Genomic DNA, 15,318 nt, shown 5'->3' on the forward strand with positions numbered 1-15,318 from the left:
CGGCACATTTCAGCGGGCGTCACCGCCCGCTTCCTCTCCCGGACACGGTCGCACCGCGCCAGCCCGGGCAGCACCGTCGGCACGCCGCCAGCACCATCGGCTCTGCCACGGTCCCCACACCACCCCAGCCACGCACCATCCAGCCCGGCGACGCTTCAGCGCCGCACCGGGCCCAGCCAGGAACCCCTCATGACCACCACCGCTCCACAGCATCCGCCCCACAGCACGGCCACGCCGGTCGCGCGCTCCAATACCTTCCACACCCTGCTGCGGCTCTACCCCTTCGCCAAGCCTGCGCTGCCGCGGCTGGGCCTGGGCATGCTCGCGTCGTTGCTGGCCTCGCTGGTGGCCCTGGCCATCCCGCAGGTGCTGCAGCAGCTCGTTGACGGCGCCCTCAGTCATGGCGACACCGCGCCGATCTGGCCCGCCGTGCTCACCGTGCTCGGCCTCGGCGTGCTCGAGGCGGGCATGATCGCCCTGCGCCGTTGGTTCGTGCTGGTGCCCGGCACCCACATTGAATCCCGGATGCGCAACGCCCTGTACGCCCGGCTGCAGGACCTGCCCGTGACCTTCCACGACCGCTGGCCGAGCGGTCAGCTGCTCTCCCGCGCGGTCAGCGACCTCAACATGATCCGCCGCTGGATCTCGTTCGGCCTGGTGCTGCTCGTGGTGAACTTCCTCACCATCATCGCCGGTGTCGTGATCCTCCTGTCGATGAACTGGATCCTCGGCGTGATCTTCCTGGTCTGCTCGATCCCGATCTGGATCTACGGCTACGTCTTCGAGGAGAAGTACTCGGTGATCGCGAGGCGCAGCCAGGACCAGTCCGGCGACCTGGCGACCGCCGTCGAGGAATCGGTGCACGGCATCCGCGTGCTCAAGGCGTTCGGCCGCGGCAGCTTCGCTCTGAAGAGCTTCGCCAGCCAGGCCGAGGAATTGCGTGGCACCGAGATCGAGAAGGCCCGCGCCATCGCCGGCATCTGGCTGTGGCTGCTGCTGGTGCCCGACGTCGCCTTCGCGCTCTGCCTTGTCTCCGGCGTCTGGCTGACCAGCCAGGGACAGCTCAGCGTCGGCGAACTGGTGGCGTTCTTCGCCACCGCCACCGTGCTGCGCTTCCCGGTGGAGTCGATCGGGTTCCTGCTGTCGATGACCTTCGACACCCGCACCGCCACCGACCGGTTCTTCGACATCCTCGACACGCCCAACACCATCACCGACCCGCCCCGCCCGGTCACCATCACCAGCCCGCGCGGCCGGCTCGCGTTCGAGAACGTGCACTTCCGCTATGCGGACTCTCCCGAACGCTTCCCCGACCTGCTCGACGGGGTGAACCTGGTGCTCGAACCAGGCGAGACCATGGCCCTGGTCGGGCTCACCGGCTCCGGCAAGTCCACCCTGACGGCCCTCACCACCCGGCTGTACGACGTGACGGATGGCTCGGTGACCCTCGACGGGGTCGACGTGCGGGCGTTGCGGCGGGACGAGCTGCGCCGGCACATCGCCATGGCGTTCGAGGATGCCACCCTGTTCTCGGCATCCGTGCGCGACAACGTGCTGCTGGGCCGCCCGGAGTTCGCCGAACGGAGCCCGGAGGCCGACGCTGCCCTGGCGGAGGCGTTGCAGATCGCGCAGGCCGCCTTCGTGCACGACCTGCCCAACGGCGTCGATACCCTCGTCGGCGAGGAGGGGATGAGCCTCTCCGGCGGCCAGCGGCAACGCGTGGCGTTGGCCCGCGCCGTGGCCGCTGCGCCCGCCGTGCTCGTGCTCGACGACCCGCTCTCTGCGCTCGACGTGAACACCGAATCGCTGGTCGAAGCGGCCCTGCGCCGGGTGCTCGCGTCGACGACCGCGCTGATCGTGGCGCATCGCCCGTCCACGGTGATGCTCGCCGACCGGGTGGCCCTGCTCGAAGCAGGCCGCATCACTGCCGTCGGCACCCACTCCGAGCTGCTGGCCAGCAGCCCGCACTACAAGTTCGTCATCTCCAGCCTGGAGGACGAAGAACGACGAGAGTCCGAGCGAGCGGGAGAAGCACTGTGAGTGTCATCGGCGTCGAAGGCGAAGAACGCCTCGACTACACCAAGGCGGAAAGCGCGCAGATCCGGCGCCGCTCGTTGCGCCTACTCGGCTCGCTGCTGTTCCCGGTGCGCTGGTCTGTGGTCGTGGCGATGCTCGTCGTCGTCGTGTCCACGGCCGCGCAGGTCGCCGGCCCCGCCCTGATCGCCTACGGCATCGACAAGGGCCTGCCCGCCCTGCTCGAGCAGGACTGGGTGCCGCTGGCGGCGACCGGTGCGATCTACCTGGTCACCGGCATCACCGGCGCGCTGCTGATCGCCTGGTACACCGTGCTCTCCGCCCGGATCAGCCAGGCCGTGCTCATTGACCTGCGGAAGCGCGTGTTCCTGCAGACCCAGCGCCTCAGCCTCGAATTCCACGAGTCGTACACCTCCGGGCGCATCATCTCCCGGCAGACCAGCGACCTGGATGCGATCCGCGAGCTGCTGGACTCCGGCATCAACCAGCTCGTGCAGGGCCTGCTCTACATGGCCTTCACCGGCATCGCCCTGGTCGCCCTCGACGGGGTCAGCGGGCTGGTCCTGCTCGCCGCGCTCGTGCCGCTGCTGGGGCTGACCCGCTGGTTCCAGGTGCGCTCGCAGCATCTGTTCCGCCAGTCACGCACGGCGTCGGCGAGCCTGATCGTGCAGTTCGTCGAGACGATGACCGGCATCCGCGCGGTCAAGGCGTTCCGCACCGAGAAGCGCAACGAGGGTGTCTTCGGCAGGCTCGTCGAGTCGTACCGCCTGGTCAACGCCCGGGTCATCCAGCTGTTCGGCGTGTTCGACCCCGGGCTGATCCTGATCGGCAACGTCACCGTCGCCGCGGTGCTGCTGGTCGGCGGTTTCCGGGTCGCCGACGGGCAGCTGGCGATCGGCGCGCTGCTCGCCGCGCTGCTGTACACCCGCCGGTTCTTCGATCCGATGGAGGAGATGGCGATGTTCTACAACTCCTACCAGTCGGCCGCGGCCGCGCTGGAGAAGATCTCCGGGGTGCTCGAGGAGCAGCCCGGTGTGCCGGACCCGGTCAAGCCGGTGGACCTGTGGACGTCGAAGGGAGCCGTGCACTTCGACAACGTGCAGTTCGAGTACCAGGCCGACCGGGTCATCCTGCCGCACTTCAGCCTCACTCTGGAGCCGGGGCAGACCATCGCCCTGGTCGGCTCGACGGGCGCCGGCAAGTCGACCCTGGCGAAGTTGATCTCCAGGTTCTACGACCCGTCCCACGGCCGGGTGCTGCTGGACGGCGTTGACCTGCGCGACCTGCACCCCAAGGACCTGCGCCGGGCCATCGTGATGGTGACCCAGGAGGCGTACCTGTTCAGCGGCAGCGTCGCCGACAACATCGCGATCGGCAAACCGGATGCGACGCGGTCGGAGATCGAGGCGGCCGCCCGGGCCGTGGGCGCGCACGACTTCATCGTGGGCCTGCCCGGCGGCTACGACACCGACGTGAACAAACGCGGAGGGCGGGTCTCGGCCGGCCAGCGGCAGCTGATCTCGTTCGCGCGGGCGTTCCTGGCCGATCCGGCGGTGCTGATCCTCGACGAGGCCACCTCGTCGCTGGACATCCCCAGCGAGCGGCTGGTGCAGGAGGCCCTGCAGACGCTGCTCAGCGACCGCACCGCGGTGATCATCGCGCACCGCCTGTCGACCGTGGCGATCGCCGACCGGGTGCTGGTGATGGAAAACGGGGTGATCGTGGAGGACGGCACCCCCGACATGCTCATCTCGGGCACCGGCCGGTTCTCCCGCCTGCACGCCGCCTGGCGCGAGTCGCTGGTCTAGACCCCGCCACCCCTCCGCGAGCTGTGAGTTAAGCCCCAAGAAACTCAACTTCTGGGTGCTTAGCTCACAGCTCGCGGGCTGAGGGGAGGGCTTTGAGGTGTTTCGGGCGGGTCAAGGGTGTCGAACCTCTTGCCGGGAACCGGCCCGACGCCGCTTGACACAGCTTGGGCGGGGAATCTGGTCCCAGAGAACAACCACCGCCTCGAACCATTCGTTCCCGAGTCGGCGCCGAGCGGACATCCGCGGGCCCGGCCTGTCTGATCGGGGGATCACCCAGCATGGACTCAGTCACCATCGTGGGCGCGGGGGCGGTGGGTCACGCGTGTGCCGCCGCCCTCCGCGCCCACGGTTACACCGGCCGCATCACCGTCCTGGGCAGCGAACGCCACCGGCCCTACGACCGGCCGCCACTTTGCCGCGGGTTCCTCACCGGGCAGACGACGATCGATGAGCTGGCCCTGGAGGCCCCCGACGAAGACCTCGACGCCGATTGGCAGCTGGGGGTGCCGGCCGTCGCGCTAAACGCGGCCGCGCACCGGGTGACGCTGGCCAATGGCCGTACCGTCGACTCCGACGCCGTGGTGATCGCCACCGGGTCCGCCGCCCGTCGCTTTGCGACCATGCCCCGCGGGGTGCACACGCTGCGCACCGTGGAGGACGCCCTCGCCCTGCGCGAAGAGCTGCTGCCCGGCGCCCGCATGGTGGTGGTCGGCTCCGGCGTGATCGGCCTGGAGGTGGCGTCGACCGCCCGGGACATGGGCCTGGACGTGACGGTGCTCGGCAGCGCCACGGATGCGCTCTGCACGACCTTCGGCGCCACCGTCGCCGACGCCGTGTTCGGGCTGCACTAACGCCGGGGCATCACCGTGCGCACCGACCTGCGGGTGGCCGACCTGATCGGCCCCGGCTGGGTCTCCGGAGTGCGACTCGGCACCGGGGAGGAGCTCGGCGCCGACGTGGTGCTGCTCGACATCGGTGCGGTGCCGCTGGTGGGCTGGCTGAACGGCTCCGCCCTCGAGCGTCCCGGCCCCGACCTGCGCGGCGGAGTGGCCGCTGACGAGGCCGGCGCCACCGGCCTGCCCGGAATCGTCGCGGTCGGCGATTGCGCGGCCTGGCTGGACCCGGTCACCGGGGAGCACCACCGCATCGCGCACTGGAGCGACACTCGCGACCGACTATCGATCGCCATGGCCGCGCTGCTCGGGGTCGACCCCGGAGCGGCGGCGGCACCCGCCATGCTGACCTCGCAGCAGGCCGGCGCCCTGGTGCAGTTCGCCGGCCGGTTGCACGGCACAGAGTCGATGACGATCGAGGCGGGCAGCGTCGACACCGGCGACCTGCTCGCCGTCTACCGCAGGGGCGACCAGCCGGTGGCGGTGCTGGGCATCGACCGGCCCGTGCAGGTGAGGGAGTGGCAGGCCCGGTTGGCCGGACCCAGCGCCGACCCCGACCCCGCGAACCCCGACCCCGCGGTGCCGGCCGGCGCGGTCACGGAAGCCAGCGCGCCCGGCTGAGGTCCACTCGGTAGCCGGTCTCCGGCTCGGCACCGTGCAACAGCGGCGTCTGTTCGGCCCGGTAGTGCACCAGGGCCCGGCTCTCGTGGCCGATCGGCGGATGCCCGCCTGCGCGGATCACCCGCCACCACGGCGCATCTGCCCCGAACTGCGCCATCGTCTGGCCGACCACCCGGGCGGCGCGGGAACCGAGGACGGCGGCGACGTCGCCGTAGGTCATCACCTGCCCGGGTGGGATCGAGTCGACGATGTCGAGCACCGCAGCCACGAACGGGCTGTCCGGGTTGAGCCGCACCGTTATAGGGTGAGCGCGCCGATGACCTCGCCGAATTCGGTTTCCCCGATGTCGGCGAAGCCGATGCGGTGGAAGAAGGCCTCCGGGCCGTCTACGCCGGGCTCCCAGATCACGGTGATGCGGTCGAAGCCGCGGTGGCGGGCCTCTTCGGCGAGTGCCTCGGCGGCGAACTTGCCCACACCCATACCCTGAGCTTCGGCGTCGACGTTGATCCGCCAGATGCAAGCCCGGAACTCCATCTGGGGAGAGTCGGGGTCGAAGTTGCCGTGGATGAAGCCGGCGACATCGCCGTCGAGCAGCACGACGCGCTGCCAGGCGGTGGCCGGGTTGATCACGGAAGCGGCGACCGAGTACGACACCGGCGCGATGAATTGCTCCTGACCGGGCTTGAGGCTCAGGTTGTTGGCCGCGACGATGTTGCGCGCGGACAGTTCTTCAAGTCGGAGTTCAGGCATACTCCCAAGGCTATCGCCCGGTCGCGGCGGCAGATAGTCGGGATTGTGGGGGACGCGGCTATCGGGGACGAACCGCCGGCCAAGTGTCTCGATGTCGAGACAGTTACCGCCCTCGGCTAGGATTGTTCACGGCCACCACGCCCCGACTCACTGAGGAGAATCCATTGTCGAAGATCAAGGTTGCAGGTACTGTCGTCGAGCTTGACGGGGACGAGATGACCCGCATCATCTGGCAGGCCATCAAGGACTCCCTGATTCACCCGTACCTCGACATCGACCTCGAGTACTACGACCTCTCGATCCAGAAGCGTGACGAGACCGACGACCAGATCACGGTCGACGCGGCCCGCGCCATCCAGAAGCACGGCGTCGGCGTGAAGTGCGCGACGATCACGCCCGACGAGGCCCGCGTCGAGGAGTTCGGCCTGAAGAAGATGTGGGCGTCGCCCAACGGCACCATCCGCAACATCCTCGGCGGCACCATCTTCCGTGAGCCGATCATCATCTCGAACATCCCGCGTCTGGTGCCGGGCTGGAACAAGCCGATCATCATCGGCCGCCACGCGTTCGGCGACCAGTACCGCGCCACCAACTTCCGCTTCGAGGGCGAAGGCACCCTCACCATGACCTTCACCCCGAAGGACGGCGGCGACCCCCAGCAGTTCGAGGTCTTCCAGGCGCCCGGCAGCGGTGTGGCCATGGGCATGTACAACCTCGACAAGTCGATCATCGACTTCGCCCGTGCCTCGCTCAACTACGGCCTCGAGCGCAACTACCCGGTCTACCTGTCGACCAAGAACACCATCCTCAAGGCGTACGACGGTCGGTTCAAGGACATCTTCCAGGAGATCTTCGACACCGAGTTCAAGGACCGCTTCGAGGCCGCCGGCCTCACCTACGAGCACCGCCTGATCGACGACATGGTCGCATCGGCGATGAAGTGGGAGGGCGGTTACGTCTGGGCCTGCAAGAACTACGACGGCGACGTGCAGTCCGACACCGTCGCGCAGGGCTTCGGTTCGCTGGGCCTGATGACGAGCGTGCTCTCCACCCCCGACGGCAGCGTCGTCGAGGCCGAGGCCGCGCACGGCACCGTCACCCGGCACTACCGCCAGCACCAGCAGGGCAAGCCCACCTCGACCAACCCGATCGCGTCGATCTACGCCTGGACCCGCGGCCTGTCGCACCGCGCCAAGCTCGACGGCAACCCGGCGCTCGCCGAGTTCGCGCACACCCTCGAGGATGTTGTCGTGAAGACCGTCGAGAGCGGCAAGATGACCAAGGACCTCGCGCTGCTGGTCGGCCCGGACCAGGGCTACCTCACCACCGAGGAGTTCCTGGCCGCGATCGCCGATAACCTGCAGTCCCGCCTGGCGTAACCCGCCCGCACGTCGAGAAGGCCCCGCCGATCCGACGGGGCCTTTTCCGTGGGCAACTGTTGCCGGTGCGGACACTTGCGCCCGGTGCGCGGGGCACAATTGCCCGCACCGGGCACAGTCGGCCCGACCGGGTGCGACCACGGCGAGGCTTTCCGTGCTGGTGCGCACGGGCATCCGAGGTGACAATGGACCCATGTCCACGCTCAGGGGAGCATTCCGCCGGTATCCGGTTGTGGCGGCAACCATCGTGATCGGCCTGCTCGGGCTGCTGCTGTGGGCAGCGGGGCAGACGGTCGCCGTGCAATGGCTGTTCTCCGGCCTGGGCCTGGCCGTGGTCGGCATCGAGGGCGTCGGCATGCTCAAGCGGATGCGCCGGGGTTCGTTCGGTGTTGACCTGCTGGCGATCATGGCGATCATCGCGACCATCCTGGTGGGCGAGTACGTCGCCACCCTGCTGATCGTGCTGATGCTCTCCGGCGGCGGCGCGCTCGAGGACTACGCCGCCGGGCGGGCCCAGCGGGAGCTGAACGCGCTGCTCGACCGGGTGCCGCAGATCGCGCACCTGCTGCGCGACGGCCCCTCCGACGTTGAGGACCTGCCGGCCACCCTGGTGCAGGTCGGCGACCTGCTGCTGGTGCGGCCCGCCGAGATCGTGCCCGTTGACGCCGAGCTGGTCTCCGCCGCTGCGGTGTTCGACGAGTCTTCGCTCACGGGCGAGAGCCTGCCCGTGGAGCGGCGTGCCGGCGACCCGGTGCTCAGCGGCTCGATCAACGGGCAGGCCGCCGCCACCGTGCGCGCCACCGCCCTGGCCGCCGACAGCCAGTACCAGCAGATCGTGGCGCTGGTGGCGGAGGCCGCTGCGAGCAAGGCCCCCGTCGTGCGCCTCGCCGACCGGTACGCGGTGCCGTTCACCGGGGTGGCCCTGCTGATCGCCGGCCTGGCCTGGTTCGTCTCGGGCGATCCGGTGCGCTTCGCCGAGGTGCTCGTGGTCGCCACCCCGTGCCCGTTGCTGCTCGCCGCCCCGGTGGCGTTCATGGGCGGCATGAGCCGGGCGGCCCGCAACGGCATCATCGTCAAGGGCGGGGGAGTGCTCGAGACTCTCGCTCGCGCCAGGACCGTGGTTTTCGACAAGACCGGAACCCTCACCTACGGCACACCGATCATCGCCCGGGTCTGCCCGGAACCCCCATTCACCTCGGATGAGCTGCTCACCCTCGCTGCGTCGGCCGAGCAGTATTCGTCGCACGTACTCGCCGCATCCGTGATCACCGCCGCCGAGCTGCGCGACCTCACCCTGCAGCACACCGAGTCCGCCGAGGAGGTGCCCGCCCAGGGCGTGACCGCCCGGTTCGGTTCGCTGGAGGTGATCGTGGGCGGGCTGTCGTTCGTGGCCGACCACGCCCCGGATGCCTACCCTGCGGACCTGTCCGGCGGCGAACTCGCCATCTACCTTGCCGTCGACGGCGAGTACGCCGGCTGCATCGTCGCCAGCGACCAGGTGCGCGACAACGCCCGCGCCACTGTGCGGGCGATTGAGCGGCTCGGCGTGCGCGAATCGGTGATGCTCACCGGCGACACGCGGCCCACCGCCAACCACATCGCCCGGCTGGTGGGCATCACCCGGGTGCGGGCCGACTGCCTCCCAGCCGACAAGGTCGACGCCGTGCGGGCCATCCGTGAGCGGCCGGTGATCATGGTCGGTGACGGCGTCAACGACGCGCCGGTGCTCGCCGTGGCCGACGTGGGCATCGCCATGGGCGCCAGGGGGTCAACGGCGGCCAGCGAATCGGCGGATGCCGTGATCCTGCTCGACGACCTGTCCCGCGCCGCCCGCGCCGTCGCCATCGGACAGGACACCGTGCGGATCGCCCTGCAGAGCATCTGGCTCGGCATCGCGCTGAGCATCGGCCTGATGATCGCCGCCGCGTTCGGACAGATCCCCGCCACCGTGGGCGCGTTGCTGCAGGAGCTGGTGGACCTGGCCACCATCCTCAACGCGTTGCGGGCCATCGGCGGGCGGCGCGATGTGCGGGCCCGCGGCGTGGCCGCGCGAATCCCGGCGGCGACGCAGCCGGTGGCCGCCCACTGACTCCGGTGAGCCTGCCGGGCCCGCCGAGCGCCTAATCTGGAGGGATGCGTCGCATCCGTTTGCCGTTCGGGCCCACCACCAGCCGAACGGCCAACGAACCCCGCCTGGGCCGCGACGTCTATGTGCTTGGCGTGATCGCGTTCTTCGTCATGGTGGGTTTCGGCGTGGTCGTGCCCGTGCTGCCGGTGTACGTGAAGAGCTTCGGCGTGGGCAACCTGGAGATCGGCGCGGTGGTGTCGGCGTTCGCCCTGATGCGCTTCGTCGCCAGCCCGGTCTGCGGCAAGCTCATCGACTGGGCCGGCGAACGAACCATCCTGGCCGTGGGCATCGGCATCGTGGCGGTGTCCAGCGGCCTGGTCGGCATCGCCGGCAGCTACCCGCAACTGCTGCTGCTGCGCGGAGCGGGCGGCATCGGTTCGGCGATGTTCACCGTCGCGGCGATGACGCTGCTGCTGCGCACCACCGCGCCGGGCATCCGCGGCCGCGCCGTGGGCTTCTACCAGGGCGGCTTTCTCATCGGCGGTATGGCCGGGCCGGCGCTCGGCGGCCTGCTCGCCACCATCTCGCTGACCGCGCCGTTCTTCTTCTACGCCGGTACCCTCGCCGTGGCCGGTCTGATCGGGCTGGTCCTGCTGCAGCCGGCCACTCGCGCCGGCGCGGGCCCGACGGGCGTGCTGACCCCGCTGCTGCCGCTGCGCACGGTTTTGCGCGACCCCCGGTTCCGTGCCGCCTGCCTGGCCAACTTCTCCCAGGGCTGGTCGTCATTCGGAGTGCGCGGCGCCCTGGTGCCGGTTCTCGTGGTCGAGGTGCTCAAGGGCCCGAGCGCCTGGACCGGCATCGCGTTCGCCATCGCGGCGGTCGCGCAGACGCTTGCACTCGCGCCCGCGTCCAGGTTCGTCGACACCGTCGGCCGCAAACCGGCCATCATCGGGGCGTTCCTCGTGGCGGCCGTGACGATCACGGCGATCCCGTTCGCCCCGAACATCTGGCTGCTCACCGCGCTCCTCTGTGTCTACGGCGTCGCCGCGGCGTTCATGGGCACCGCGCCTGCGGCATCCGTCGGCGACGCCGCCGCCGGCACCGCGGGCGGCCGCCCGGTGGCGATCTTCTCGATGTTCTCCGACTTCGGCGCCATCGTCGGGCCGCTCGTGGCGGGCCTGCTCGCCGACACCGTCTCGTACCCGGCCGCGTTCCTGCTCGGCGGCCTGCTCTTCGTCGCCACCTCCCTCTACGCCCTGCGGATGCCCGCCGGCCTGCCCCCGCAGCCCGCCCCCGAGCCCCCGGCGCCGCCGGTCACCGACCCCGCCGACCGCTGAGCCGCCCCTTCGCGAGTGGCACCTGGCGCGAGTGGGCAGTTGGGGCCCGTCGCGGGGCTGTGGACGGGCCCGAAGTGTCGTCTCGACACCCGGCAGGGCAGCGTCCGCGCGGCAAGGGGCGGCGCCTCGTGGAGCGCGCGTGGCGTGGACGAGGAGTAGCCTTCCGCCGCGGTCGGTCCTACGGTGGGGGCATGGCCTACCTCGAGGTGCCCGTACCGGCCGATCTGGCCCCGGAGGTGCTGCGACTGTGGTACCTCGAGCAGCCCGTCGCGCAGCGCTACGAGCGCATCTTCCCGCAGCCCGCGCTGCACCTGATCGTGAACCTGTCCGACCCGTATCGGTTGTTCGACCTGCGGAGCGGGGCGGTGCGCACGCTCGGGGCGGGATTCCTGTCCGGGCTGCAGCCACGGTTCCTGATGACCCAGGGCCCGCCGGCGATCCGGCACGTCGCCGCCGAGCTGGCGCCGTTCGCCGCCGCGAGGTTTCTCGGGCTGCCCGCCGCCGAGCTGACCGGCACCGTGCGCGAGAGTCAGGGGCTGCTCGGTGACACCGACGCGCTGCGGGAGGCCGCGAGGCAGGCATCCGACCCGGCGGCAGCGGTCGCGCTGCTGATCACCCACCTGCGCGCCCTGCAGCGGCCCAACACGGTGCCGCCGGCGGTGGTGAGAGCCTGGGCCGGCATCCACCAGAACCCGGATGCGCCGATGCCGGTCATCGCGGCGGCCGCCGGACTCAGCCACCACCGCCTGATCGACGAATTCAGGTCCTGGTGCGGGGTCACCCCCAAGGTCTACGCGGACATCGTGCGGTTCAGCCAGTTCATCCAGGCACTGCCGTTGCAGGGGTCGATGCCCAGCTGGGCCGACCTGGTGGCCACCTCCGGGTACTACGACCAGCCGCATTTCATCAGGGTCTTCCGCGCCTTCACCGGGTTCTCGCCCAGCCGGTACCTCGACATCGTCGCCCGCTACGGCGCCGACTATGCCGCCTTCGTGCCGCTGGACGAGCTGGACGGCGTGCCCTCGCCAGAGGTGCCGGAATTTTCTACAAGACGCACCGCACCGTGACGGCTAGCGTGACACTGTCCTGGAGAGGCCGGGACCAGGCATCCCGGGAGCAGTCATGGACGTGTCATTCAACTGGCTGGCGATCGCGCTGGCCGCACTCTCGTCGTTCGTCATCGGCGGACTCTGGTACTCGGTGCTGTTCGCGCGCCCCTGGCAACGCGCGGCGGGCGTCACCGACGAGCAACTGAAGCACGGAACCGCCAGGGTCTTCCTCGGTTCGCTGATCCTGGCGATCGTGATGGCGATCAGCCTGGCCGCGTTCATCGGCTCGAACGGGCTGGGCTTCGGTGTGTTCGCCGGATTTGCCACCGGCGCGACGTTCGTGGCCGCCGCCCTCGGCGTGAACTACCTGTTCGAGCGGCGCGGCCCGCTGCTGTTCGCCATCAATGGGTCGTACAACGTGGTGTCTTTCACCGTGATGGGCGCCATCATCGGTGCAATGCAGTGATGCTCAGGTGCTGAGTTCCTTGCGGCCGGAGAGGATTCCGCTGGCGGTGGCGACGACGGCGAAGATGCCGGCTACGATCGGCTGGCCCAGGTCCCACCAGGCGAGCGCCGCGGCGCCGAACACGAAGATCTCCACGATCGCCTTGCCGAACGGGTCGAGCCTGAACACGGCCTTGGGGGAGCGGAACAACGCCCAGACCAGGATCGCGAACGCCGGCGCGAGAATACCCACCAGGATGCCCGGCCACGGCAACGGCCAGGCCAGGAACCCCCAGAGCGCCAGACTCACGAAGGCGAACAGTTCCAGCACAAAACGCAGGATGTCGTTGGCGCCGATGCTCGGCGTGGGGCGGGTGTCGTTCACCCGCCAATCCTACCCACCGGGCTACTTGAAGATGATGGTGCGCGCCCCGTCGAGCAGCACCCGGTTCTCGGCGAACCACTTCACGGCCTGGGTGAGCGTGCGGCTCTCCTCGTCCTGCCCGATCGCGACGAGCTCGCCTGGGGTGCGGGAGTGATCCACACGCACCACGTTCTGCTCGATGATCGGGCCCTCATCCAAATCACTTGTGACGAAGTGCGCGGTGGCGCCGATCAGCTTCACGCCACGGGCGTGCGCCTGCTTGTACGGATTGGCACCCTTGAAGCCGGGCAGGAACGAGTGGTGGATGTTGATCGCGCGCCCCTCGAGGTACGCGCACAGCTCGGGGGAGAGGATCTGCATGTACCGGGCCAGCACCACCAGTTCGATGTCGTTCTCCTCGACGGCCTCGACCACTCGCGCCTCGAACGCGGCCTTGCTGGCCGCATCCGTGATCGGCAGCGACTCGAACGGGACGCCGTAGAAACCGACCAGGTCACGCAGGGTGCCGTGGTTGCTGAGCACCAGGGGCACCTCGACGGCCAGCTGGCCGCCGCGCTCGCGGAAGAGCAGGTCGTTGACGCAGTGCCCGGCGGTCGACGCAAGCACCAGGGTGCGCAGCGGCCGGCCGACGACGTCGATGACGGAGGCCATGGCGTACCGCTCGATGATCGGCGCGAGCGCGGCCTGCAGTTCGTCCCGGTTCGCGGGGGACTCCACCTGCAGGCGGATGAAGAACCGGCCGGTGTCGGCGCTGGAGAACTGCTGGCTCTCGGTGATGTTGCCGCGGGCCTGGACGATCGCGCCGCTGACGGCGTGCACGATGCCGGGCTGGTCGGGGCAGACGAGTGTGACGACCAGGTGGTGATGGTGCACGGGCGCCGGAAGACTGGGATTCATCGAACCAGATTACCGGCCCGGCCGGGGCACACCGGCATCAGCGACCGGTCTGCAGGTCGGCCGGGGCGGTTGCTCCGGCCGAACCTGTCGTTTGGGGGCATACTCGGCTAGGCTGTTTCATGGTCGGCGGAATCTCACCGGCCCCGGGCGCGCACGTCGGCGCGCACCGCTTGACCTACCCCGCGCAGCCAGCCGTGACAGCCGCTGGCCTCGGGCAAGCGGCATCCCGTCTGTGAGCCACAGCACCCATGTCATTTACCGCGCCCATCACGCTGCCCTCGAGCGGCCTGCCCCGTCCCGACGAGAAGGCCCCGACCGGACCGTTCCCCTGGATCGGCCTGATCGCCCTCTCTGCCGCCGTTTTCCTGTCGGTCACCTCGGAGATGCTGCCCACCGGCCTGCTGCCGGAAATGAGCAACTCGCTGGGCGTCAGCCAGTCCGAGGTCGGGCTGCTCGTGTCCTGGTTCGCCTTCACCGTGGTGATCACCAGCACCCCGCTGGCGCTGCTGACCCGCCGAATGCCCCGGCACGGCCTCATCCTGATGGTCCTGGTCGTATTCGCCCTGAGTAACGTGCTCACCGCGATAGCCCCCGACTACACCTTCGTGGTGGTCTCCCGGGTAATCGGCGGGCTGGCGCACGGCCTGTTCTGGGGCGTCGTCGGCGCGTACTCCGCGCACCTCGTGCCCAAGGACCAGATCGCCCGGGCGGTATCGATCACCATAGCCGGCGGCACGCTGGCTTTCGTCTTCGGGGTGCCGCTGGGCACCTTCCTCGGCCACGTGCTGGGCTGGCGGCTCTCGTTCGTGGTGCTCGCCGGGCTGATGCTCGTGGGCGCCGTGGTGATCTGGAAGTTCCTGCCCAAGGTCGACCACTACAACGCCAAACCGGCCAAGCCCGTGACCACGGCCACCGGCACGGTCACCCTGCCCGCCACGCTGCCGCGGGATGCCACGATCGGCGCCGTTGCGCTGGTCTGCGTGATCACGGCGCTGACCATGATCGGGCACTACACCTTCTACACCTACATCGCCCCGTTCCTCAGCGACACCCTCGGAGTCGGTAGCGAGGCGGTGGCGCCCCTGCTCTTCGCCTACGGCATCGCCGGAGCGATCGGCCTGTTCATCAGCGGTGTGGTGTTCAGCAAGCGACCCCAGCTGGGCCTGGTGCTCGGCCTGGCGGTGACCGCTGTCAGCGTGAGCGTGCTGGCGCTTTCCACCGAGGTGCTGCCCGTGGCGATCATTGCGTTCCTGGTCTGGGGCCTGGCGTTCGGCTCGTTCCCTCCGCTGCTGCAGACCCGGCTGCTGCACACCGCGTCGGTGCGCATCCGCGACACCGCCAGCGCCGTCTACACCACCGCGTTCAACATCGGCATCGGCCTGGGCGCGTTTGTGGGAGCGTTCCTGCTCGACCGGGTGGGACTGGGCACGGTGCCGTTCGTGTACGTGGCCATCATCCTGCTGTCCCTGGCCCTGGTGCTGTTCAGCGACATCGTCATCCGCCGCCGCCGCGCCTGACCCGCCTCGGAGCTAACTGTTATCAAAGCGGACAATTGCGCCCCTTGGGTTCAGGGGGTCGTTGCAACACCTGATTGATTGAGGTGTTGGTTATGGGTGGTCGTACGGGGTTTCCGCGTGAGGTTCGCCGTCGGTT

12 protein-coding genes and 1 pseudogene are annotated in these 15,318 nt (G+C 69.6%); 9 read left to right on the forward strand and 4 right to left on the reverse strand.

Features of this window, described 5'->3' with window-relative positions:
- The first annotated feature begins 189 nt into the window (after positions 1-189).
- The 3 genes and pseudogenes from E3O42_RS06235 (at position 190) to E3O42_RS18470 (ending at position 5,356) form a co-directional block, all read left to right on the forward strand.
- On the forward strand, positions 190-2,040 hold the full coding sequence (locus E3O42_RS06235; protein ID WP_134453111.1) for an ABC transporter ATP-binding protein: 1,851 nt from the start codon (positions 190-192) through the stop codon (positions 2,038-2,040).
- Complete coding sequence (locus E3O42_RS06240) at positions 2,037-3,842, forward strand: ABC transporter ATP-binding protein (protein WP_134453112.1); 1,806 nt, start codon at positions 2,037-2,039, stop codon at positions 3,840-3,842. The genes E3O42_RS06235 and E3O42_RS06240 overlap by 4 nt, the downstream gene beginning before the upstream one ends.
- Positions 3,843-4,120: 278 nt before the next feature.
- Positions 4,121-5,356: pseudogene (locus tag E3O42_RS18470) on the forward strand (NAD(P)/FAD-dependent oxidoreductase).
- Here the strand turns inward: E3O42_RS18470 and E3O42_RS06250 are convergent.
- The gene (locus E3O42_RS06250) at positions 5,331-5,651 is read right to left on the reverse strand and encodes an MGMT family protein (RefSeq protein WP_166787911.1); all 321 of its coding nucleotides are present in this window, start codon (positions 5,649-5,651) and stop codon (positions 5,331-5,333) included. The pseudogene E3O42_RS18470 and the gene E3O42_RS06250 overlap by 26 nt on opposite strands.
- Positions 5,652-5,653: 2 nt before the next feature.
- Positions 5,654-6,106, reverse strand: a complete 453-nt coding sequence (locus E3O42_RS06255; RefSeq protein WP_134453113.1) for a GNAT family N-acetyltransferase — start codon at positions 6,104-6,106, stop codon at positions 5,654-5,656.
- A 164-nt stretch (positions 6,107-6,270) separates the two neighbouring features.
- Between E3O42_RS06255 and E3O42_RS06260 the strand changes: the two genes are divergently transcribed.
- From E3O42_RS06260 to E3O42_RS06280, 5 genes are all read left to right on the forward strand, one after another.
- Positions 6,271-7,485, forward strand: coding sequence for an NADP-dependent isocitrate dehydrogenase (locus tag E3O42_RS06260; RefSeq protein WP_134453114.1), 1,215 nt, complete (start codon positions 6,271-6,273; stop codon positions 7,483-7,485).
- Positions 7,486-7,678: 193 nt separating this feature from the next.
- Positions 7,679-9,574 carry a heavy metal translocating P-type ATPase gene (locus E3O42_RS06265; RefSeq protein WP_134453115.1) on the forward strand — a complete coding sequence of 632 codons (1,896 nt, stop codon included), beginning with the start codon at positions 7,679-7,681 and terminating at the stop codon, positions 9,572-9,574.
- A gap of 44 nt (positions 9,575-9,618) precedes the next feature.
- Positions 9,619-10,890 (forward strand): MFS transporter, encoded by a 1,272-nt coding sequence (locus E3O42_RS06270; RefSeq protein ID WP_134453116.1) that lies wholly within the window; start codon positions 9,619-9,621, stop codon positions 10,888-10,890.
- A gap of 191 nt (positions 10,891-11,081) precedes the next feature.
- Entirely contained in the window at positions 11,082-11,957 is an 876-nt protein-coding gene (locus E3O42_RS06275) for an AraC family transcriptional regulator (protein WP_134453117.1), read from the forward strand.
- A 55-nt stretch (positions 11,958-12,012) separates the two neighbouring features.
- The gene (locus E3O42_RS06280) at positions 12,013-12,405 is read left to right on the forward strand and encodes a DUF1761 domain-containing protein (protein ID WP_134453118.1); all 393 of its coding nucleotides are present in this window, start codon (positions 12,013-12,015) and stop codon (positions 12,403-12,405) included.
- 3 nt (positions 12,406-12,408) lie between these two features.
- On the opposite strand, the gene E3O42_RS06285 is transcribed toward E3O42_RS06280, so the two are convergent.
- Together E3O42_RS06285 and purU are read right to left on the reverse strand one after the other, a co-directional pair.
- Entirely contained in the window at positions 12,409-12,768 is a 360-nt protein-coding gene (locus E3O42_RS06285; protein WP_134453119.1) for a YrdB family protein, read from the reverse strand.
- Between the two features lie 21 nt (positions 12,769-12,789).
- Complete coding sequence (purU, locus tag E3O42_RS06290; protein WP_134453120.1) at positions 12,790-13,665, reverse strand: formyltetrahydrofolate deformylase; 876 nt, start codon at positions 13,663-13,665, stop codon at positions 12,790-12,792.
- Between the two features lie 248 nt (positions 13,666-13,913).
- Between purU and E3O42_RS06295 the strand changes: the two genes are divergently transcribed.
- A complete protein-coding gene (locus E3O42_RS06295) occupies positions 13,914-15,182 on the forward strand; it encodes an MFS transporter (RefSeq protein WP_134453121.1) in 1,269 nt (422 codons plus the stop codon).
- Positions 15,183-15,318: the final 136 nt, after the last annotated feature.

Source organism: Cryobacterium adonitolivorans, assembly GCF_004402695.1.
Classification (GTDB): domain Bacteria; phylum Actinomycetota; class Actinomycetes; order Actinomycetales; family Microbacteriaceae; genus Cryobacterium; species Cryobacterium adonitolivorans.